The organism is Streptococcus sp. NLAE-zl-C503 (genome assembly GCF_900104285.1).
GTDB lineage: Bacteria > Bacillota > Bacilli > Lactobacillales > Streptococcaceae > Streptococcus.
This window is the reverse complement of sequence record NZ_FNJT01000001.1, coordinates 393281-416145: the sequence shown is the minus strand read 5'-3', so window position 1 is coordinate 416145 and position 22865 is coordinate 393281. Positions and strand designations below refer to the sequence as shown.

The 22865-nt window shown below is 41.0% G+C and carries 23 protein-coding genes; 9 read left to right on the top strand and 14 right to left on the bottom strand.

Annotation, left to right across the window (positions count from 1 at the left end; all coding sequences use genetic code 11):
• Positions 1–9: 9 nt before the first annotated feature.
• From BLS46_RS02020 to BLS46_RS02010, 3 genes are all read right to left on the bottom strand, one after another.
• Positions 10–1188, bottom strand: a complete 1179-nt coding sequence (locus BLS46_RS02020; RefSeq protein ID WP_093585300.1) for an MFS transporter — start codon at positions 1186–1188, stop codon at positions 10–12.
• Between the two features lie 80 nt (positions 1189–1268).
• A complete protein-coding gene (locus BLS46_RS02015; RefSeq protein WP_180364046.1) occupies positions 1269–2132 on the bottom strand; it encodes an Rgg family transcriptional regulator in 864 nt (287 codons plus the stop codon).
• A gap of 2 nt (positions 2133–2134) precedes the next feature.
• Positions 2135–4036: an ABC transporter ATP-binding protein gene (locus tag BLS46_RS02010; protein ID WP_093585294.1), complete on the bottom strand. Its 1902-nt coding sequence runs from the start codon at positions 4034–4036 to the stop codon at positions 2135–2137.
• Positions 4037–4190: 154 nt separating this feature from the next.
• Here BLS46_RS02010 and BLS46_RS02005 point away from each other — a divergent pair, with 154 nt between their 5' ends.
• Both BLS46_RS02005 and BLS46_RS02000 read left to right on the top strand, forming a co-directional pair.
• Complete coding sequence (locus tag BLS46_RS02005; protein WP_093585291.1) at positions 4191–5909, top strand: phospho-sugar mutase; 1719 nt, start codon at positions 4191–4193, stop codon at positions 5907–5909.
• A gap of 111 nt (positions 5910–6020) precedes the next feature.
• Positions 6021–6368 (top strand): DUF6568 family protein, encoded by a 348-nt coding sequence (locus BLS46_RS02000; RefSeq protein WP_093585288.1) that lies wholly within the window; start codon positions 6021–6023, stop codon positions 6366–6368.
• Between the two features lie 37 nt (positions 6369–6405).
• Here the strand turns inward: BLS46_RS02000 and BLS46_RS01995 are convergent, their stop codons facing one another.
• From BLS46_RS01995 to BLS46_RS01955, 9 genes are all read right to left on the bottom strand, one after another.
• Positions 6406–7179 (bottom strand): potassium channel family protein, encoded by a 774-nt coding sequence (locus BLS46_RS01995; RefSeq protein ID WP_093585285.1) that lies wholly within the window; start codon positions 7177–7179, stop codon positions 6406–6408.
• Positions 7180–7264: 85 nt separating this feature from the next.
• Positions 7265–8074: an MBL fold metallo-hydrolase gene (locus tag BLS46_RS01990; protein ID WP_001289488.1), complete on the bottom strand. Its 810-nt coding sequence runs from the start codon at positions 8072–8074 to the stop codon at positions 7265–7267.
• Position 8075: 1 nt separating this feature from the next.
• Positions 8076–9425, bottom strand: coding sequence for a cell wall metabolism sensor histidine kinase VicK (gene vicK, locus BLS46_RS01985; RefSeq protein ID WP_093585282.1), 1350 nt, complete (start codon positions 9423–9425; stop codon positions 8076–8078).
• A complete protein-coding gene (yycF, locus tag BLS46_RS01980; RefSeq protein WP_093585279.1) occupies positions 9418–10125 on the bottom strand; it encodes a response regulator YycF in 708 nt (235 codons plus the stop codon). Before yycF ends, vicK begins: the two co-directional genes overlap by 8 nt.
• Before the next feature lie 56 nt (positions 10126–10181).
• A complete protein-coding gene (mutY, locus tag BLS46_RS01975; protein ID WP_093585276.1) occupies positions 10182–11360 on the bottom strand; it encodes an A/G-specific adenine glycosylase in 1179 nt (392 codons plus the stop codon).
• Between the two features lie 86 nt (positions 11361–11446).
• Positions 11447–12421, bottom strand: coding sequence for a phosphate acetyltransferase (pta, locus tag BLS46_RS01970; protein WP_093585273.1), 975 nt, complete (start codon positions 12419–12421; stop codon positions 11447–11449).
• Between the two features lie 42 nt (positions 12422–12463).
• Positions 12464–13360 (bottom strand): RluA family pseudouridine synthase, encoded by an 897-nt coding sequence (locus tag BLS46_RS01965; RefSeq protein ID WP_093585270.1) that lies wholly within the window; start codon positions 13358–13360, stop codon positions 12464–12466.
• Positions 13357–14175 carry an NAD kinase gene (locus tag BLS46_RS01960; protein ID WP_000799045.1) on the bottom strand — a complete coding sequence of 273 codons (819 nt, stop codon included), beginning with the start codon at positions 14173–14175 and terminating at the stop codon, positions 13357–13359. The genes BLS46_RS01965 and BLS46_RS01960 overlap by 4 nt, the downstream gene beginning before the upstream one ends.
• On the bottom strand, positions 14159–14830 hold the full coding sequence (locus tag BLS46_RS01955; RefSeq protein ID WP_061416815.1) for a GTP diphosphokinase: 672 nt from the start codon (positions 14828–14830) through the stop codon (positions 14159–14161). The genes BLS46_RS01960 and BLS46_RS01955 overlap by 17 nt, the downstream gene beginning before the upstream one ends.
• Before the next feature lie 128 nt (positions 14831–14958).
• Between BLS46_RS01955 and BLS46_RS01950 the strand changes: the two genes are divergently transcribed.
• The 7 genes from BLS46_RS01950 (at position 14959) to BLS46_RS01920 (ending at position 19683) form a co-directional block, all read left to right on the top strand.
• Positions 14959–15528, top strand: a complete 570-nt coding sequence (locus BLS46_RS01950; RefSeq protein WP_093585267.1) for a CYTH domain-containing protein — start codon at positions 14959–14961, stop codon at positions 15526–15528.
• 67 nt (positions 15529–15595) lie between these two features.
• Entirely contained in the window at positions 15596–16555 is a 960-nt protein-coding gene (locus BLS46_RS01945) for a ribose-phosphate diphosphokinase (RefSeq protein ID WP_001283842.1), read from the top strand.
• A 9-nt stretch (positions 16556–16564) separates the two neighbouring features.
• Entirely contained in the window at positions 16565–17680 is a 1116-nt protein-coding gene (locus tag BLS46_RS01940) for a cysteine desulfurase family protein (RefSeq protein ID WP_093585264.1), read from the top strand.
• Positions 17681–17684: 4 nt separating this feature from the next.
• Entirely contained in the window at positions 17685–18032 is a 348-nt protein-coding gene (locus tag BLS46_RS01935) for a DUF1831 domain-containing protein (protein ID WP_093585261.1), read from the top strand.
• Between the two features lie 6 nt (positions 18033–18038).
• On the top strand, positions 18039–18248 hold the full coding sequence (locus BLS46_RS01930) for a DUF4649 family protein (protein WP_093585258.1): 210 nt from the start codon (positions 18039–18041) through the stop codon (positions 18246–18248).
• Between the two features lie 88 nt (positions 18249–18336).
• Positions 18337–18978 carry a redox-sensing transcriptional repressor Rex gene (locus tag BLS46_RS01925; protein WP_093585255.1) on the top strand — a complete coding sequence of 214 codons (642 nt, stop codon included), beginning with the start codon at positions 18337–18339 and terminating at the stop codon, positions 18976–18978.
• Positions 18979–18993: 15 nt separating this feature from the next.
• Positions 18994–19683, top strand: coding sequence for a gamma-glutamyl-gamma-aminobutyrate hydrolase family protein (locus tag BLS46_RS01920; protein WP_093585252.1), 690 nt, complete (start codon positions 18994–18996; stop codon positions 19681–19683).
• Here the strand turns inward: BLS46_RS01920 and radC are convergent.
• Positions 19680–20360, bottom strand: a complete 681-nt coding sequence (gene radC, locus BLS46_RS01915; RefSeq protein WP_093585249.1) for a RadC family protein — start codon at positions 20358–20360, stop codon at positions 19680–19682. The genes BLS46_RS01920 and radC overlap by 4 nt on opposite strands.
• Before the next feature lie 42 nt (positions 20361–20402).
• On the bottom strand, positions 20403–22694 hold the full coding sequence (gene pcrA, locus BLS46_RS01910) for a DNA helicase PcrA (RefSeq protein WP_093585246.1): 2292 nt from the start codon (positions 22692–22694) through the stop codon (positions 20403–20405).
• Between the last annotated feature and the right edge of the window lie 171 nt (positions 22695–22865).

Genomic DNA, 22865 nt, shown 5'->3' with positions numbered 1-22865 from the left:
AAAGAGAAATTATAACTCTTTTTTAAAATGACTTCGTACATAAACGAGGGATAAACAAGACAGGGCAATAACCCCGCTCCCAATTATCAGGAAAGAAGAGAGATGAACACTTGGTAGCACCGTCATAAAGCCTTTTGCAATCGGCATAAATAGGATGGCTAAGGTAAAAATTGTACTTAGCACTCTCCCCAAGTATTCCCCCTTAACCTTGGTTTGCACCTGAGTAAAAAAGTGAATATTAAAAATCGTCATAAACAGTTCACAAACTAAATTTCCAGAAAAGGAAAGAAAAGTTGGCAGTGGTAATCCCATCATAAAAACTCCAACTCCAGTCAAAGCCAATAGAATCAAAAGATTATAAACATTTGCCTTTATTTTACTAGCTAGAAGAGCTCCCACAATGGAACCAATAGCGCCCATAGTTAAAATAGTTGCATAAGCTCCTTCTACCCCGTAAAGTCGATTTGAAAAGGGGAGGAGAAATTCAAAGGCTGCAAAAAAGAAATTAACACTGGAAGCTACTAACAAAAGGAAAAAGATCTCTTGCTGGCGCCAAATATAGCGAATTCCTTCTTTCATATCAGAAAGAATATTTTTCCAGCTAAAAGTCTTTTTCTCTTGTTCCTGAGTCTCTTTTTGGGGAAGGAAAGCTACTAAGGTAAATGCGATAAAAAAACTAATGGCATCTAAAATGAGCGTCATATGGAGACTGGCAAATTGTAAAACAAGGAAAGAAAGTACAGGGGAGCTAACACCCACAACCTGCAAAACGAGCTCTAAGCGAGCATTATAGGTTACAATCTCGTCTTTTTCTACAACCTCAGTTATAATGGCTTTATTGGCTGTACGAGAAAATGCAAAGGCAACCGCCTGAACAATATTTGCAAAAATCAGAGCAGCAATCATCAAGCTATCATTTCTGATGAAAGAAATAGCTAAACAGAGAATACCGCAAATCAAGTCTGTCGTCATCAAAATTTTGCGACGCGAAAAGCGGTCTGAAATCACTCCGCCAAAGGGATTGACCAGAATCGATGTAACCAACTCAGAAATTTGATAAATTCCAAGAACAGTCTGTCCTATCGTCCCCATCGATGCCAACCAAACACTGTTTCCATAGTCATAGAGCATATTCCCTATTTTATTAATAGCCCCACGACTAATCAACTGGATTGCATGTCGATTCATATAAAAAGCTCCTCTCAAATTTTGAAACTATTGTATCAAAACTGAAAGGAGTCCCTTCTATTTTCCCTTATTTGGGAAATTTAAGGATTTACAAATTTTTCATAATGTTCCTGATAGTAAGCCACTTGCTCTGGAAGTCCAAGTACATCAAAAATATGCATGGCTTCCTGCATCTGACTACAACCTTCTTCTTTCAAGTCTCTCTGGTAGAGGGCAAAACCCTTGAGATAATGGAAGATATTGCGCTCATAAAGCTTGATACCATTTCCAATCAGCTTCTCTACATAACCCTCAAAATAGTCCGCGTCCGTAAAGGAATGATTTTCCAAACAATGCTGATAACAGTTAAGAGCTAGAATCAAAACAAGTTTTCGATGCCGACCAATTTCTTTGTAGTACTCTTCTCGCTCCATGACTTCTCTGCCAATCCGAGCCACATAGTCCACATTGTAGAAAGTATAGAGATTCCCGAAAAGAATCAACTCATACATAGTCCATTCTTCTGTTTGGAAAAGATAATCTGCTACCTTTTCCAAATCACTCTGCCTCATCGTGTAACGAGCATCTCTTTGGCAAATCAGTCCTTGTAGCAGAATCCAATTCAGCTCAAAATAGAGGGGATTGGTCGAACTCTTTGCTTTCTCAAGTTGTTCCTTTTGAAGCTGTTGAAAACCTGCAATATCATTTGAGTAATAAAGCGGAATAATCTGCGCCATCAAGGCAACATGTTCATGATTTTGAAAATCCCTAGCCTTGTCCATGAAATTTTCAATAGTCACATGAATATTATCCAAAATCTCAAAGAAACGAGAAACTGCTAGATCAGACTCTCCAAGTTCGAAGCGAGATAATTGAGATGTTGAACATGATTCACCTGCCGCCTCTTTCAAGGAGTACTTCCCACTTGTTCGAAATTCACGAAATACCTTTCCAAGATGTTCCATCTTTACACCTGCTCCGATAATTCTTCCCATTCAAGCATAGCCTCTTCCTGACGATGGCTGATTTTGTCTAGTTCAGTCTGCAATTCCATGAGTTTTTCGGCATCGTTGGTTTCCAACATTTGTTCAGAGATGGCTTGACTTTGGTTTTCTAACGTTTCGATTTCAGCTTCTAGATTTTCGATTTGTCGCATGAGCTTACGGGCTTCTTTCTGACTTTCTTTCTGGGCTTGGTAGTCATTAGCTGGACTTGTTTCTTTTTCTTGATTACTAGTTGAATGTTCTTCATTCTGACTCGCTTCTACTTCTGCTTTCTTCTCAACATAGTAGTCGTAATCTCCCAAGTAAAGAGTCGAACCATTCTCAGACAATTCCAAGACATGAGTGGCTACACGATTGATAAAGTAACGGTCGTGACTGACAAACAGAAGGGTTCCATCAAAGTCTATCAAGGCATTTTCTAGCACTTCCTTGCTATCAATATCCAAGTGGTTGGTCGGTTCGTCCAAAATCAGGAAGTTATTATTTTCCATTGAAAGTTTTGCAAGAAGCAAACGAGCTTTCTCGCCACCAGACAGCATTCCAACTGATTTTTTAACATCATCCCCTGAGAAGAGGAAAGCGCCAAGACGGTTACGGATTTCAACTTCTGGTGTCAGTTTAAAATCATTCCAAAGTTCATCCAGAACAGTATTACTTGGTGTCAACTTGCTTCGAGTCTGGTCATAGTAGCCGACCTCAACATTGGCACCAAAACGCTTCTCTCCTTTGATAAAAGGAATCTGGTCCACGATAGACTTGATAAGGGTTGACTTACCAATACCATTTGGTCCTACGATGGCAACAGCATTCATCTTACGGAGGTCGAGATTGATTGGCTCTGAGAGTATTTCCCCATCATAGCCAATGGCTGCATTTTCAACTGTCAGGACAACATTCCCAGACGTTTTTTCAGATTGAAAGGTCATGTTGGCTGATTTCTCACCAGCTTCTGGCTTGTCCAAACGCTCCATTTTTTCCAGTTGCTTACGCCGAGATTGGGCACGTTTGGTTGTCGAAGCTCGTACTAGATTACGATTGACAAAGTCTTCCAGAGCAGCGATTTCCTTCTGCTGCTTTTCATAGTTCTTAGCTTCCGTTGCTAGCTTTTGCTCTTTTTGTTCAACGAAACGAGAGTAATTTCCCACATAACGGTCTAAAGAATGCTTGGTCAAATCGAGCGTAATCGTAGCAACCTTATCCAAAAAATAACGGTCGTGGCTAACAATAATGAGTGCACCGCTATAGTTCACCAAGTAATTCTCTAGCCAGGCAATGGTTTCAATATCCAAGTGGTTAGTCGGCTCGTCCAAGACCAAGAGATTGGGCTTTTCAAGGAGCATTTTAGCCAGTGCCAGACGAGTATTTTGACCACCAGAAAGCTCGGCAATTTTCATCTGCCACATAGATTCGTCAAACTTGAATCCATTTAAGATAGCACGGATATCAGCTTCGTAGGTAAAGCCACCAGCCTGACGAAAATTCTCTGACAAACGATCATAATCCGCCATCAGTTTGTCCAATTCAGCGCCAGACTTTTCACCCATCTCCAGTTCCATCTGACGAAGTTGTTTCTCAGTCTGACGCAAATCATCAAAGACATGGAGCATTTCATCGTAGATGGTATTCTCAGACTCAAATCGGCTATCTTGGGCTAGATAAGACAGAGAAATATCTTTTTTCTTATTGATTTCCCCACTAGTTGGCTCCTCTTCTCCAACCAAAATCTTCAAAAGAGTAGACTTACCCGCTCCATTTTTCCCAACGAGGGCAATCCGGTCTCGTTCATCTACTTGCAGGTTTATATTATCAAACAAAAGCTCGCCTGCAAAAGAACGTTCAATTTTATTGGCTTGTAAAATAATCATATAGGTAGTATAGCATGTTTCCCTAAGGGGTTCAAGACTATAGAATCCATTTCATTTCAAGCTTTTTCAGAAAGTTATGCTAACGTTTTACTAAAATGATAAATCGTGATATAATGAAAGCGATTAAAAGAATTTACAAAAAAGGAGACACTTTATGACTTACCAAGAAAATTATCAAAAATGGGTCGATTTTGCTGACCTTCCAGACTACCTTCGTCAAGATTTGGAAAATATGGATGAAAAAACAAAGGAAGATGCCTTCTATACCAATCTTGAATTTGGTACTGCTGGTATGCGTGGATTGATCGGAGCTGGTACAAACCGCATCAATATCTATGTTGTTCGTCAAGCAACTGAAGGTTTGGCTCGTTTGATTGAGTCAAAAGGTGGGAATGAAAAAGAACGCGGTGTGGCGATTGCATACGATAGCCGCCACTTCTCTCCAGAATTTGCCTTTGAATCTGCTGCAGTTCTTGCTAAACATGGTATCAAATCTTACGTATTTGAAAGCCTCCGTCCAACTCCAGAACTTTCATTCGCTGTTCGTCACCTCAACTGTTTCGCAGGTATCATGATTACCGCCAGTCACAACCCTGCTCCATTTAACGGTTACAAGGTTTACGGTGAAGACGGTGGACAAATGCCCCCTCATGATGCGGATGCTTTGACAACTTACATCCGTGCAATCGAAAATCCATTCGCAGTTGAAGTTGCTGATGTGGAAGCTGAAAAAATTTCTGGCTTGATTGAAGTCATTGGTGAAGCTGTCGATGTAGAATACCTTAAAGAAGTCAAAGATGTTAACATCAACCCAGCCTTGATCGAAGAATTTGGTAAAGACATGAAGATTGTCTACACACCACTTCATGGTACTGGTGAAATGTTGGCTCGTCGCGCTCTTGCTCAAGCAGGATTTGACTCAGTTCAAGTCGTGGAAGCGCAAGCAACTCCAGACCCTGACTTCTCAACTGTTAAGTCTCCTAACCCAGAAAGCCAAGCAGCCTTTGCACTTGCAGAAGAACTCGGATGTAAAGTTGGTGCTGATGTGCTTGTCGCAACTGACCCTGATGCTGACCGTGTTGGTGTTGAAGTTCTTCAAAAAGATGGTAGCTACCTCAACCTTTCAGGTAACCAAATCGGTGCCATCATGGCAAAATACATCTTGGAAGCCCACAAAAATGCTGGTACTCTTCCTGAAAATGCTGCTCTCTGCAAATCCATCGTATCAACTGACTTGGTAACGAAGATTGCTGAAAGCTACGGCGCAACCATGTTCAACGTCTTGACTGGTTTCAAATTTATAGCTGAAAAAATCCAAGAATTCGAAGAAAAACACAATCACACTTACATGATGGGATTTGAAGAAAGCTTCGGTTACTTGATTAAACCATTCGTACGTGATAAAGACGCTATCCAAGCCGTTCTTGTCGTTGCTGAACTTGCTGCCTACTACCGTTCACGTGGTTTGACACTTGCAGACGGTATCGAAGAAATCTACAAAGAGTATGGTTACTACGCTGAAAAGACTATCTCTGTAACTCTCTCAGGGGTTGATGGAGCTGAACAAATCAAAGCAATTATGGCTAAATTCCGTAACAATGCTCCAAAAGAATGGAACGCAACAGCTATCACTGTCGTAGAAGACTTCAAGGCACAAACTGCTACTGCTGCTGACGGTACTGTTACAAACTTGACAACTCCTCCAAGTGATGTTTTGAAATACACACTTGCTGACGGTTCATGGATTGCCGTTCGCCCTTCAGGTACTGAACCAAAAATCAAATTCTACATTGCCGTTGTGGGTGAAAGTAACGAAGAATCACAAGCTAAGATTGCTAACATCGAAGCAGAAATCAATGCTTTTGTAAAATAAAAATCTATAAAAGATGAGACCAGCCAATCTCATCTTTTTTTCGTATCAAATCTAAGCAATTTTAGGAACTTTATGGCATACTAGACTTATCAATGAAAGCGAGGTAATCTCATGGAACAATTTTTAGATAACATCAAAGACCTTGAAGTCACTACAGTTGCGCGTGCGCAAGAAGCTCTTGATAAAAAAGAAACTGCAACCTTCTTTATTGGTCGTAAAACTTGCCCTTACTGCCGTAAATTTGCTGGCACATTGGCAGGTGTCGTAGCTGAAACTAAAGCACATATCTACTTCATCAATAGCGAAGAACCTAGCCAACTCAATACTTTGCAAGATTTCCGTTCACGTTATGGTATCCCAACTGTTCCGGGATTCGTTCATGTTGCTGATGGCCAAATCAATGTCCGTTGCGACTCTTCCATGTCAGCACAAGAAATCAAAGAATTTGCAGGATTGTAAAAAACCACTCTTCGAGTGGCTTTTTGTATGGTCAAAACTATATTTTTTCAAGCAAATCTTGTATCATCCGATGCAGTTCTTCGATTTTCTCAGATTGCTTCTCTAGTAATATTTTTTGACTATGTAATTGATCTTGTAGTTTTTCAAATTGTATCTGATTATCTTGATTATCCTTTACAAAAAAATTCGTCAAGGCACTTGTTAACATCCCTATTGTTCCAATACCGATAAGCATCAGTAAAACTGCTAACCACTTCCCAAAAATGGAAGTAGGAACAATATCACCATAACCAACAGTTGTTACCGTTACAAGCGCCCACCAAAGACTATCAGAGAAAGACTTTTCTTCAACAACAGATAAAATTGAACTCCCTACCAGTACAATAAAAGAATTGAGATAGAAAATATAAAGTAAGCCATTTGTTCGTAAGAGTTTGCTAACCTTCTTTTCCAACTTTCCAGTCAAACCAACGATTCTTAAAAGACGAGTGAGTTTCAGTAATTTTGTCAGTCTTGCTAAGCGGAAGATACGCCCTAATCGAAATACTGTAAAAATAGCATTTAAAGGAAGGATAGCTAACAAGTCAAAGATATTTTCAAGGATAAATCGCCATTTTCCTTGGCTTGAAAAGAACCGCCAACCATAATCTACCACAAAAACAAACCAAATCACTAAATCAATGATGCTGTAGGGAGGATTGTCCAAATCAATCATTTCCGCAAATCCAAGCAAGACTAGAACAACCGATATCAGTGCTAGAATGATAATCGTTGTATCATAGTAATCTCTAAATAACCATTTTTTCTTCACAATATTACTCCTATATATTTTTAATCATTATACCACACTAAATCTCTGATAAATACATAAGAAAAGAAGGCCCCCGCCTTCTTTTTTATATATCTGTCAGTGGAGTTGCGGTGTCTGGGGAAGTGTCGTAAACCTTAAAGTCTACTCCTACACCCAAATCAGCTTGGGCTAGCTGATTGACCATGGTCATATGAGCCAGTTCTTTGATATTGTTCTCCTTAGACAAATGTCCAAGGTAGATTTTCTTAGTCCGATTTCCCATTGCACGAATCATGGCCTCAGCACCGTCTTCGTTAGAGAGGTGACCAAGATCAGATAGGATTCGCTGTTTGAGTCGCCAAGCGTAAGAACCTGCTCGCAAAATCTCCACATCGTGGTTGGACTCGATGAGGTAACCGTCAGCATTCTCGACAATTCCTGCCATACGGTCACTAACATAACCTGTATCGGTCAGCATGACAAAGCTCTTGTCGTCTTTCATAAAGCGGTAAAACTGGGGTGCTGCCGCATCGTGGCTGACCCCAAAACTTTCAATGTCGATATCGCCAAAGGTTTTGGTTTTACCCATCTCAAAAATGTGCTTCTGCGATGAGTCCACCTTACCGAGGTACTTGCTATTTTCCATAGCCTGCCAAGTTTTTTCATTGGCATAAAGATCCATGCCATATTTGCGAGCCAAGACACCGACTCCATGAATATGGTCTGAATGCTCATGCGTAATCAAAATCGCATCCAAATCTTCAGGCTTGCGATTGATTTCGCTCAAGAGGCTTGTAATTTTCTTACCAGACAAGCCTGCATCCACTAATATCTTCTTTTTTGGCGTTTCCAGATAAAAGGAATTTCCACTGGAACCTGATGCTAAAATACTGTATTTAAAGCCTATTTCACTCATTCTAGTCTTCTACTTCATCCTCCCAGACTTCTTCTTTTACGGCATCCTTATCATAAGGGAGCACGATGGTAAAGGTTGACCCCTTACCGTATTCACTTTTGGCCCAAATAAAGCCATTATGTTGTTTGATGATTTCTTTGGCGATGGCTAGACCTAACCCAGTTCCACCTTGAGCCCGGCTTCTTGCACGATCCACACGGTAGAAACGATCAAATATTTTCGGCAAATCTTGTTTTGGAATACCTAGACCTTGGTCTTTGATAGATAGAATCATCTGGTCTTCAGTGGTTTTCATGCTGACAGTAATTTTCCCACCATCTGGTGAGTACTTGATAGCATTGTTAAGAATATTATCAATCACCTGGGTCATCTTATCGGTATCAATCTCGATCCAAACTGAATTGATTGGGTAATCTCTAACCAGCTCATATTTTTTCTCTTCATCCTGGCTCCTCATCTTATCAAAGCGATTGAGGATAAAGGTGATGAAGGCTGTAAAATTAATCAATTCCACATCCAACCGAGTGGTCGCATTATCAATACGAGAGAGATGCAAAAGATCTGTCACCATTCGCATCATGCGGTTGGTTTCATCGAGCGAAACCTTGATAAAATCAGGGGCTACAGGATCATACAAGGCTCCCTCGTCTAAGGCTTCAAGATAAGATTTAACACTCGTCAAAGGAGTCCTCAACTCATGGCTGACGTTAGAAACAAAGAGTCTCCGCTCACGCTCTTCCTTCTCCTGTTCAGTCGTATCGTGCAAAACGGCAACCAAACCAGAGATGAATCCAGACTCACGACGAATGAGTGCAAAACGCACACGAAGACTAAGATATTCTCCATTAGCATTTTGGGAATCAATCATCAATTCAGGAATCTGTGTAATGAGGTCACGCAGTTCATATTCATCCTCTATCTTAAGCAATTCTAGGATGCTTTTGTTCAATGCTTCTTCTTTTACGATACCCAGCTGTTTCTTAGCCATATCGTTAATCATGGTAATCTGACCACGGCGATTGGTTGCAAGAACTCCATCTGTCATATAAGAAAGAATACTGTTAAGCCTTTTTGTTTCTTGCTCCAGATTTTCCTGCGTTAAACGAATGACCTCAGACAAATCATTGAGGTTATTGGTGATGTTGGTGATTTCAGAGCTTCCTTGCATATCCAAAACTCGAGAATAATCCCCTGCAATCAAATCTTTAATCTTTTGATTAATCTGCTTTAGACGAACATTATCCCGACGATTTTCTAGTAACAACAAGGTTACCACCAAGATAAAGCCAAGTAAAATCAGGATAAAGATAAAATCACTGGTCAGAATCGTTTGTCTAATATCTTCAATCATTATTTCTCATATAGTACCCCACACCACGACGTGTTAGGATGTATTCTGGACGGCTTGGAGTGTCTTCAATTTTTTCACGCAAACGTCGGATGGTCACGTCTACTGTACGAACATCACCAAAATAATCATAGCCCCAAACAGTCTCAAGTAAGTGTTCACGAGTAATGACTTGACCAATATGAGAGGCCAAGTGGTACAAAAGTTCAAATTCACGGTGAGTCAAATCTAATTCCTCACCGTATTTTTTGGCTACGTAAGCGTCCGGCAGAATTTCCAAATCGCCAATCTGTAGGGGTTGGGATTTCTTTTCGTCAGACTCTTGACTATCAGCTGAAGCGAGGTCTGTACGACGGAGTAAAGCCTTCACACGAGCTTGCAATTCACGGTTTGAGAAAGGCTTTGTGACATAATCATCTGCACCTAACTCCAAACCAATAACCTTGTCAAACTCACTATCCTTGGCTGAGAGCATAATGATAGGCACACTACTCGTCTTACGAATGGCTTTGGCTACTTCTAAACCATCAATTTCAGGTAGCATCAAGTCTAGAATAATAATATCTGGTTGCTCTGCCTCAAATAGCTCGATAGCTTCTCTACCGTTAAAGGCTGTTACAACCTCATAGCCTTCCTTGGTCATATTGAACTTAATAATATCTGAGATTGGTTTCTCATCATCTACAACTAATATTTTTTTCATATGTTCACCTTTTCTCTATCTATTATAACAAAAAAATGTAAAGAAGGCACAAATGGCTAATTCCAGCCCTCATCTTCAAGAACTGTTTTATAAGCCTGCCAAATCTTTTGTTGAGGTTTAGCAAATGGATAATCAGAAAATTCCTGAGAAGAAACCCAGCGAATTTCTCTGTCAGAAAACTGTTTTGATTCTGTCACCTGACCCGCTAGGATTTGAATATGCCATTTCCGATGACTAAAGACATGCTTGACTTGATCAAATACTTGATGGGACCAATCAACTTCTAAATCATAATCTTGCTCAAAACTTTCTTGGGGTGTTGGACCGAAAGTAACGCTTTTTTCAGCGACCTGAGCAAACAGATTCAGCTGTTCCTCTTCCCGTGAAAACTCCTCTACTTCTATCAAGGGAAAATGCCAAAAACCAGCTAGCAGTTTCTCACTTTCGTTTTTCTCAAGTAGATATTGACCTTGAGCATTGCGCACAACCAAAGCCTTGAGATAGATTGGGAGAGGCTTTTTCTTGGGTTCTTTAATCGGATAAATATCCATTGTGCCATTCTGATATGCAGCACTAAAGTCCTTAACAGGGCTTTCTTCTGGTCGAGGATTAACTGGCGCCTCTATGTCAGAACCCAAATCCATCAAAGCTTGGTTAAAGTCACCCGGCCGTTCTGGATCAATCAAGATTTCCATCATTGCTTGGAAAATCTTTCGATTGCTAGGAACTCCGATATCATGATTGACCTCAAACAAGCGAGACAAAACTCGCATGACGTTGCCATCAACTGCTGGCTCGGGTAAATTAAAAGCGATACTGGAAATTGCTCCCGCAGTATAAGGACCAATCCCTTTCAGACTGGAAATTCCATCATAAGTGTTTGGAAATTGACCACCAAAGTCAGCCATAATCTGCTGGGCTGCGGCCTGCATATTGCGTACGCGGGAATAATAGCCCAAACCCTCCCATGCTTTCAACAAACGTTCTTCAGGCGCATTAGCCAAACTTTCAACAGTTGGAAACCAGTCCAAGAATCGTTCATAGTAAGGAATAACTGTGTCTACCCTAGTCTGCTGGAGCATAATTTCAGAAACCCAGATATGATAAGGATTTTTACTTCTACGCCAGGGTAAATCCCGTTTGTTTTCATCGTACCAGTTGAGGAGTTTCTCGCGGAAAGAGGAAATCTTCTCCTCTGGCCACATATCAACACCGTATTCTTTCAAATCTAACATATATCTAGTATAACATAGAAGCTCCTAACTGTCCTTTTCTTAGCGCTAAAAAAGCCTCTTCTACGAGAGGAAGAGACTCCATTTCTTTATTGATTGATCGCCTGAGCTGCTGTGATGAGAGTTAATTTATAAACATCATCTGGGTTACATCCACGTGATAGATCGTTGACTGGTTTATTCAATCCTTGTAAAACGGGACCGACAGCCGCAAAACCACCTAGACGTTCAGCTATCTTATAACCAATATTACCTGCTTCGATACCTGGGAAAATGAAGACATTTGCTTGACCTGCCACATTGCTTTTTGGAGCTTTTAGGGCTGCTGTTTCTGGGACAAAGGCTGCGTCAAATTGCAATTCTCCATCAATCTCAAGGTCAGGACGTAAATCATGTGCCAGTTTAGTTGCTTCAACCACCTTGTCAACACTATCACCAAAACCAGAGCCTTTTGTAGAATAACTCAACATAGCGATTTTGGGTTCAATTCCAAACATTTTTGCAGTAATCGCTGAGTTGATAGCAATTTCAGCCAAAGCTTCCGCATCTGGATTGATGTTGAGGGCACAGTCACCAAACAAGTAACGTTCTGTACCACGTACCATAAGAAAGGCACCTGATGTCCGTGTAACATTTGGTCGTGTTTTAATGATTTGAAGTGCTGGACGAACAGTTGCAGCGGTTGAATGAGTGGCACCCGATACCATTCCATCTACCAAGCCCATATAGACAAGCATAACACCAAAGTAGTTAACATCTTTTAGCAAGATCTGGCGCGCTTCTTCTTCTGACATTTTTCCTTTACGACGTTCTACAAGTGCAACCACCATATCTTCAAATTGAGGATAGTGTTGGGGATCAATCACTTCATAACCATCCATGATCCCTTCGATTTCAAGATAAATTTTAATTTTTGCAGGATTTCCAAGTAAAACAGGAACAACTTCTGTTTCTTTTACCAAGCGTTTTGTCGCTTGAAGGATACGGGGTTCTTCCCCTTCAGGTAGAACAATACGAGCATTTTTGCCAACTAAACTGGCTTTGAGACTTTCAAAAACTTCCATGAGTTTCTCCTTTAAGATAATTAATTATACTCAAAATAGATTTTAAAGAGTATTAGTTGATAACTGAGTGATAAGATTGTTAAAATCATCTGGCAAAGGGCTTTCCAGCTCCAGCTGATGCCCTAAGAAGGGATGATAAAATGATAAGGAATGGCAATGCAGGGCCTGACGTTGAATGCCATCTTCTAGGCTACCACCATAGAGATCATCTCCCAACAAGGGGAAGCCAATATGAGAAAAATGCACTCGGATCTGATGAGTTCGACCAGTATGCAGGCGAATGTCGACTAGATAAATATCTCCATAAGACGCTACGACTTTATAAGACGTATGGGCGTATTTCCCACCCTTGGCGACCCGTCTCGTGATAATGGAGTCCACATCACGCGCAATCGGGGCAATAATTTCCCCTTCAGGATCCAAAACACCAGCTCCTTTAACCAAAGCAAAATACCTTTTTTCGATAGACTTTCGTTGCAGTTGCTTGTCTAAACGTGCATGAGCATAGCCGTGCTTGGCAAAGAGCATCAAACCAGATGTATCTCTATCAAGCCTGGTCACGATGTGAACCTGCTGATTTTCATATTCCCGCTTGACATAGTAGCCCTTGATAAAATTGGCAATGGTATTAGAATGATTAACACTAGGAATAGAGGCTACTCCATAAGGCTTATTCAAAACCAGAAAATGGTCATCCTCATACAAGATATCCAGTGGTCGATCAATAGCTTCAAGGCTCTCAAACCCTTCCTCTGCTGGAATATCGATGGTCACCCTGTCTCCAACATCTAAGAGATAAGTCGCATTTTGAGGTTGGTCGTTGACCAAAATAGCCCCACCTCGAAACTTTATCTTAGCCAAAAGTCCTTTAGAAACCTCGTGTTTCTTAAGAAAGGTTTTGACTTTGACATGTTCATCTGCTATAAATTCAAACCTCATTCGTCCACCTCGCCGATGAAGGCATCTTTGACGCGATTCCAGAAACTAGTGTGACTTGGCGTCGCTACGAAGTGTATCTTGTGATGGTCGATTTGGTACTCAATCCGTTCTATATTTCGGAAAGAATAGATACTATTGTCAACCGATAGCGTGTGGTAGTCATTACGAGTCGGTAAAAGCTCAATTTTATCTTTCTTCGGAACGATGATTGAAGAACCTAGGGTTCGATAAACTCGGTTGTTGAGACTCGCAATTTCAGTCAGTTGCAAAGCCTCAATAGTAGGATGCAAGACAGCTCCCCCCAAGGACTTGTTATAGGCAGTGCTTCCAGTCGGCGTTGAAACAGTTACTCCATCTCCTCGAAATCGCTCAAACGGAACATGGTTAATGATGATATCCGCAACCATGGTGCGATCCGATCGACGGATGCTGGCCTCGTTTAATGCACGGAAGGTCTTAACTTCTCCGTTTTCAAGTGTCACCTTGACATTCAAAACAGGATAGGAAACCTTGGCACCAGTATCTAGTTGGAGATTGGTAACCAACTGGTCCAGCTCAAAGTCGCGGTAATCCGTGTAAAATCCCAAGTGTCCTGTATGTACGCCAATAAATCGAACTTTATCTAACTGATTCTCGTACTTGTGAAAGGCAGACAAAAGCATCCCATCCCCACCAATTGATATGACGATGTCAGGATTGGTGTCGTTGAGTATAAAATGATGTTTTTTCAACTGATTTTTCAGCTCATACAAAACCTTTTGACTCTGCGGTTTTCTATTTGCAATCAGATCAATTCGTTTACCTGTATTCTTCATCTGTATCGTCACTATTTCCTACACCATCGTTTAGTTTTCTACTTAAAGGATCAAAGAGCGCCTGCGCTTCCTGAATGTCATCTCGAATCTTCCCCATTTCTTCATCTAGTTGATGAGCAATTTTGGCAGTAATTTCCAAGCGTTTCTTGATCTCCTCTGGGAAATCCCCCTGATACTTATAATTGAGCGAATGCTCAATCGTAGCCCAGAAATTCATAGCCAAGGTCCGGATTTGAATTTCAGCCAGAATCGTCTTAACACCACTGATGGTGTCAACTGTATACTCTACCACCACATGATAGGAGCGATAACCCGAAGCCTTACGATGAGTGATGTAGTCACGTTCCTGTACTACTCTCATATCATGGCGTTTGCGTAAAATCGCAACAACTTCCTGAACATCATCGACGAACTGCACCATGACCCGCAAACCCGCGATATCCTGCAAGTCATGTTCCAAAGTATCATAGCCAATCCCTCTACGATTCATTTTTTCCTTAATACTTTCGATCGGCTTCACCCGTCCAGTAACAAACTCAATCGGAGAGTGCTTGTTTTGTTTACGATATTGTTTGCGAATCCCACGAAGTTTAATCTTCAATTCACCAACAGCTTGAATGTAAGGATCTAAAAATTCTTCCCATTCTATGGTCATATTTTCTCCCTTTTGGTATGTGATTGTGTTATTGAAAATTTTTGATTTTTTCACTACAATCATATACAATAAATACATTGTCCATTATACCATAAATCGCTTTCAAAGATAGAAAAAAGGTTAGAAAAATGAAACATTTAGAAATTGAACTGAAAACACTACTGAAAAAAGAGGAATATGATCATCTAAAAAAACAGTTTTCCCATATCCAACCCGTCCTTCAGAAAAACTACTACATTGATACACCTGATTTTCAATTGCGTGAAAAAAAGGTTGCCATGCGCATTCGCACCTTTTCAGATTGGGCGGAGTTGACCTTGAAGGTGCCACAAATTGTAGGAAATATGGAATACAATCAGAAACTGAATCTTCCAGAGGCTGAATCTTACCTAGAAAAACAAATACTTCCTCAAGGACTCGTTCTAGAGGAACTTGCTAAGCTTGGTATTCTAAGCCAAGACTGGTTTGTTCTGGGTTGTCTTGCAACTATTCGTTACGAAATGGAAACGTCGATTGGTCTAATGGCACTAGATGAAAGCCACTACTTTGATCATACAGACTACGAACTGGAGCTAGAAGTTACTGATCACGAGAAAGGAAAACGAGATTTTCAGCAATTTCTTTCAGAAAATAATATCACTTACCAAAAAGCTCCTTCAAAATTAATTCGTTTTATTAAAAGCATGAAAAAATGCTGAAATAATCTCCATTTTCTGGTAAAATAATGGAGATAAAATATTTAGAGTTTACAGAGGACGGTCTATAATGTCAGATAGAAACAACATGAAACTTTTTGCACTTAATTCCAATCATGAAATTGCACAAAAAATCGCAGAAACGGTTGGGGTACCTCTCGGAAAATTATCTTCTCGCCAATTTTCTGATGGTGAAATCCAGGTCAACATTGAAGAGAGTGTCCGTGGTTACGATGTCTACATCATCCAATCAACCAGCTACCCCGTTAGCAACCACTTGATGGAGTTGTTAATCATGGTTGATGCTTGTGTACGTGCAAGTGCTCATAGTATCAACGTTGTCCTTCCTTACTTTGGTTATGCTCGTCAGGATCGTATCGCTTCTTCTCGCGAACCCCTCACTGCAAAACTGGTTGCCAATATGCTTGTCAAGGCTGGTGTAAGTCGTGTTCTAACTCTTGATTTGCACGCTGTTCAGGTTCAAGGTTTCTTTGATATTCCGGTAGATAACCTCTATACAATTCCTCTCTTTGCTAAACACTACAGCGATAAAGGGTTGCTGGGATCAGATGTGGTTGTTGTTAGTCCAAAAAATTCTGGTGTCAAACGTGCCCGCAGCTTAGCTGAATATTTAGATGCACCAATCGCAATCATCGACTATGCTCAAGACGATTCAGAGCGTAGCCAAGGTTATATCATCGGTGATGTTGAAGGCAAGAAGGCCATCTTGATTGACGATATCCTAAATACTGGGCGTACTTTCTCAGAAGCAGCCAAAATCGTTGAGCGTGAAGGTGCAACTGAAATCTATGCGGTATCCAGTCATGGTCTCTTTGTAGAAGGCGCTGCTGACCTTCTTGATGCTACTAACATCAAAGAAATCCTTGTGACAGACTCAGTAGCCACAAAAGAAAGAACTCCGAAAAATGTGTGCTACATTACTGCTAGCGAATTGATTGGTGATGCCATCGTCCGTATCCACGAAAGAAAACCAGTTAGCCCACTCTTTGCATATAATAAAAAGGAATAAGGTGATTCTTTGATTTATTTGGACAATGCTGCCACTACTCCAATGTCAGCAGTAGCTATCGCAGAAATGACCAAGGTCATGCAGGAAATCCATGGCAATCCTTCAAGTATTCACAGTCATGGTCGCCATGCTGGCAAACTGCTCCGTGAAGCCCGTCAGGAGTTGGCTCACTTACTAGGAACCAAACCTCAACATATCTTTTTTACGTCTGGCGGTACAGAAAGTAACAATACAGCCATCATTGGCTATTGTCTCCGTCATCAAAAACGTGGAAAACATATCATCACGACAGCTATTGAACACCATTCTGTGCTTGAAACCATTGATTATCTAGTTCAACATTTTGGCTTTGAAGCGACAATCGTCCAACCAGTAAATCAAGAGATTACAGCGGGGCAGATTCAAGAAGCCTTACGTGACGATACCATCCTAGTTTCTACTATGTATGCCAATAATGAAACGGGCAGTCTCTTACCTATCGCTGAAATTGGACATATTTTAAAAGACCATCCTACTGCTTATCATGTTGATGCTGTTCAAGCTATCGGGAAAATCCCTATCCATCCAGAAGAATTAGGAATTGATTTCCTTAGCGCTTCTGCTCATAAATTCCATGGACCAAAAGGAATTGGTTTTCTTTACGCTTCGTCTATGGACTTTGATTCCTATCTTCACGGTGGGGACCAAGAACAAAAGAAACGGGCTGGAACAGAAAACCTTGCTGCTATTGTAGGCATGGTTGCTGCTCTCAAAGAAGACTTGGATTATCAGGCTGACCATTACCAAAAACTAAGTGCACTCAAATCTGCTTTTCTAGAAGAAATTGCAGGTCTCAACTACTATCTCAATGAAAGCCAACACCAGCTTCCTTATGTTTTCAACATTGGCTTCCCTGGTCAAAAAAATGATTTGCTCTTGCTACGGTTAGACCTTGAAGGAATTTCAATCTCAACTGGTTCTGCTTGTACTGCTGGTATTGTGCAAACGAGCCATGTCCTAGAAGCTTTTTATGGGTCTGATTCCCATCGTTTAAAAGAGTCTATCCGTATCAGTCTTTCTCCTCTTAATACCGAGAACGAACTGAAACAACTGGCACAAACCTTAAAAAATATTATTGGAGATTAACCTAATGGCATTCGAAAAAACCATTAAACTACAAAACTGCCGCTACGACTATACACTTAGTCCATCTGTAAGAAAGTTTACACTAAAAGACAATACTTTCTTTGAAACAAAAGTCGGAAACTACGAACTGACTCGTCTACTTGAAAAAGTTCCCAACAGCGGTGAAGGTTTCCAACTAAAAATTATCATTAACAAGGAACTTACTGGAGCCAAGCTTAACATCACTGACAAATCTGGTCTTCGTTTGGTGAATATCTTTAAATCTGAAGAACACCATATCCACCAAGAGAAATTCTACTTCCTCATGGACAGTCTTGTAGAACGCGGAATCTTCACAAAAGAAGAAAGATAGTTTGCTATGTATCGTCTCACATATAAAGATAGCTATCAAGTAGAACGTACACTTGAATTTGCCGATTACGAAGAGCTTATGCTATCACTATCAGGCTGTGTTACCCTGCCCGACACTCTCCTAATCAGCTCCTTAACGCTGAATGATAAGGTGATTTATCAAGGATTAGTTGGCGATCTCTACCGTTTTTTATCACAAACTAATTTTTCAGATTAAAACTAAGAATTCTCTTAGTTTTTTCTTGTTTTTGTTGATTTTTTCACAATGTTTCTATAAAATAGAAGAATAGAAAGGTTGTGATTTTGTGAAAGATAAACAGTCTGCTATTCCAAAAGCAACAGCAAAAAGACTCTCTCTTTACTATCGAATTTTCAAGAGATTTCATGCCGAGAAAATCGAACGTGCCAACTCCAAACAAATTGCAGAGGCTATCGGTATCGATTCTGCGACTGTCCGTCGTGATTTTTCCTACTTTGGTGAACTAGGAAGACGTGGATTTGGTTATGATGTCAAAAAATTGATGAATTTTTTTGCTGATCTCCTAAATGATAACTCAATTACAAATGTTATGCTGGTTGGGATTGGAAATATGGGCCATGCCCTTCTCCACTACCGCTTCCATGAGCGCAACAAGATGAAGATTATCATGGCCTTTGACCTAGATGACCATCCAGAAGTTGGCACCCAGACACCTGACGGGATTCCAATCTATGGCATCTCTCAGATTAAAGAAAAGATCAAAGAAGCAGATGTCAAAACTGCTATCCTAACTGTTCCAAGTGTTAAATCACAAGAAGTTGCCAATCTTTTGGTTGATGCAAGTATAAAAGGTATTCTCAGTTTTTCGCCCGTCCACCTTCACCTTCCAAAAGATGTGGTCGTTCAGTATGTTGATTTGACAAGCGAACTCCAAACTCTCCTCTATTTTATGCGTAAAGAGGATTAGAAAGCGAAAGCATTTATGAAAAAACCAGTTATTGGGATTACAGGAAATGAAAAAGCTCATCCAGATGATGATGTCATGATGAGCTATGCGGCAAAAGGTTTTGTTGAAGGAGTCAAGGACGCTGGCGGAATTCCCATCATCCTACCGATTGGTGATCAAGAAATGGCAAGCCATTACGTCGCTATGATTGACAAACTCATCCTAACAGGTGGGCAAAATGTTGATCCAAAATACTATGGCCAGCCTAAAACCATTGACAGTGATGACTACCATCTTCAAAGAGATGAATTTGAATTAGCCCTTATCAGAGAAGCGATCAAACAGAAGAAACCAATTTTCTCTGTTTGTCGGGGTACCCAGCTCTTCAACGTCGCTATGGGAGGCACACTTCACCAAGATATTGAGGATCATTGGCAGGACTGTTCAGCCGAATACACGACCCAACGCCTCGTGACTGAGCCTGATACAATTCTCCGAGAGATCTATGGAGAAATCTCTCATATCAACTCCTTCCACCACCAGAGTATTAAAGATCTAGCTCCTAATCTTAAGGTTGTGGCCTATGATCCCAAGGATAAGATTATCGAGGCAGTCACAACTACAGATGATTTTCCTTATCTTGGTGTCCAATGGCATCCTGAATTTCTATTTGAAAATCGTCCCAAGGATAAAACACTATTTGACTATGTTGTAAACGAACTTTAAATCAGATCCGTCTTTTCACGGTAACTAAAGTAATCAGAATGAGAGACAATCAGGTGGTCCAAGAGAACGATCCCCATCAGTTCGCAAGCTTCCTTTACTAGCTTAGTGACATGGTCGTCATTTCGACTAGGAGATACAGCACCAGATGGATGATTGTGAACGAGAATCACCGAGGTTGCCATATGCTTCAAAGCATAGTGAAGGATTTCTCTCGGTTCAGCAATACTGCGTGTCGCAGATCCGATAAAGATGGTTTGCTGATGAATGATTTGATTTTGAGTATTGAGATAGAGCGCCACTAGGTGCTCTTGTTTTTTGTCGCCAAGTTCCTGTTGCATTTTCTTGGCTAGCTTTTGACTGCTGAGAATACTTTCCATCTCAAGGGTTTCATGTTTATGAATGCGATGCCCCAGTTCAATCACTGCTTGTAGTTCAATGGCCTTAATCCGTCCAATACCAGATAGACTCTGCAATTCCTGCAGGGTCATTTTCTTTAAATCAGTTAGACTGGTCAAACTGTTCAAGACTTTCTGAGCAATTTCAAATACATTAGCCTGACGCGTTCCGGTTCTGAGCAGAATCGCTAACAATTCTTGATTGCTCAGAGCCTCTACTCCTTCTTTAACTAGTCTTTCTCTAGGCAAAAGTGAATCTTCTTGGAATGAAATACTGTACATAAAAATCCTCCTCACTTTATTATTCGTGAGAAGGATGAAAAATTAGATTTTTTTCTCAATTGGGGCAACACTGGCTAGAAGTTTTTTCAGACCCACTTCTGGGAAATTGATTTTTAGTTCCTGAGTAGCGCCACTACCCGAAACTTCGAGGACTGTTCCTTCACCCCACTTTTTATGGAGAGCAATGTCCCCAATAGACCAATTTGTATCGCTTGAATCTTTTTTATTTCCGGCTACAAACTGTCCAAATGGGAGACCGCTTGACTGGATAGAGCTTGGCGCAGCATTGCGTTTCCGTTCTTGAAGGGCCTGAGCTAAGCTCATACCTTGACCGAAAGCAATCCCACCACTGCTATAAGAAGCCTTGAAACTGGTATTTGCCGGACGAGCCAAACCTTGATACTCAAGCAAGTCAGAGCTAATTTCATTGATAAAACGGGTTGGGCGATTATAGTTTGTACGACCGAAAAGCAAGCGTGAGTTGGCATTGGTCAGATAGAGGATTTTCTCCGCACGCGTAATACCCACATAGGCCAGACGGCGTTCTTCTTCCAGCTCATCAGGATCTTCAGCCGCACGGCTAAGCGGAAAGACATTTTCCTCCATTCCAATGATAAAGACAACTGGGAACTCGAGACCTTTGGCAGCATGCAGGGTCATTAAGGTCACCTCAGATGTTTCCTGGCTACCTGAATCTGTGTCTGCAATCAAAGCCAAGTCATTCAAGAAACGACTGAGTTTGTCCAAACCAGTTTCTTCTTCTTGACCATCAGGATTGTCATCGAAGTTCTTGGTAACAGAAAGGAATTCCTCGATATTTTCAACCCGAGCCTTGCTTTCCAAGGTCGCTTGGGCATTAAGAATATCGATATAGCCTGTTTTTTCTAGGATGGCCTCAACCAACTCTGTAATGGTTAATTGATCCAGTTGCTCGCGCAAATCCAGAATCATATTGGCAAAATCCCAGATAGATTGGGCCGCCTTCCCCTTGATACCAGACAACATAATATTTGCTGAAGCATCTAGCATAGACATGTCTTGCAGGTTAGCAAAGTCGCGGATTTTCTCAACGGTTCCTGGTCCAATTCCACGTTTCGGTTCGTTGATAATGCGCTCAAAACTGATATTGTCACTCAAATTAGCAATAAGATTAAGATAGGCAATAATATCACGGATTTCCTTACGGCTGTAGAACTTGGTCCCTCCAACCATGGTATAAGGGATATTGGACTTGAGGAGGGCTTCCTCAATAGTACGTGATTGCGCATTAGTACGGTAAAGCACTGCAAAGTCTTTGTGAAGGAAGTTTTGGCTGCGACCGAGTTCATCGATGGTTTTTGCTACAAAAACAGCCTCGTCTTGTTCGTCATTTGCACGATAGTAAATAATCTGCTCTCCATCGGCATTCTGGGTCCAGAGATTCTTAGGACGACGGTTTTTATTGTTTTTGATGACATCGTTGGCTGCTTGCAGAATGGTTTTGGTTGAACGATAATTTTCCTCTAGCAAAACCACCTTGGCTTGGGGATAGTCTTTCTCAAAATCTAAGATATTCTGCATATCAGCACCACGCCAACCGTAGATAGACTGGTCTGCATCCCCAACCACACAGATATTTTTAAAGCGTGATGCCAAGAGTTTGACCAGTTGGTACTGGGCATGGTTGGTATCTTGGTACTCATCAACGTGGATGTATTGGAACTTCTGCTGATAGTAGGTCAAGACGTCAGGATTCTGATCAAAGAGACGCAGGGTCAACATGATTAAATCATCAAAGTCAACCGACTCAGATTGACGAAGCTCCTTTTGATAAGCTGTGTAACACTTGGCCACGATTTGCGTGTACATATCGCCAGCTTGAGCAGCGTAAGCCACATCATCAATCAAGTCATTCTTAGCATTGGAAATGGTTCCCAAAATGGTTCGTTCATTCCATTTTTTCGGATCCAAGTTTAACTGCTTGAGAATGCGTTTCATAAGGGTACGTTGTTCACCAGGATCTACAATGGTGAAATTCCGATTGTAGCCAATATGATCCGCATCGCGACGCAAGATACGAACACACATGGAGTGAAAAGTCGCAATCAGACAATCCTGAGTTGCTGGATTGAGCCCATAAGCACGCTCCTTCATCTCACGCGCTGCCTTGTTGGTAAAGGTAATGGCCAAGATATTCCAAGGATTAACCATTTTTTCATCAATCAAGTAGGCGATTCTGTGAGTTAAAACACGAGTCTTCCCAGAACCAGCCCCCGCCATAATCAATAAGGGACCTTCGGTCGTTTGTACCGCCTCAGCTTGACGGTCATTCATTCCATTCAATAATGCGTTCATTTTCTCTTCCTTACTCTTGAAGTCAATGTTTCTATTATATCAGAAATTAGGGAAAATATCTTTTCCTAGACTAGTTACGTCTAGAAAGCGATTCTCTCATCAGCTGAAGACAACGCCTCATATCTAGACAAGAAAATGAGCTTGGATAGCTTTTCCAAACTCATTTGACTT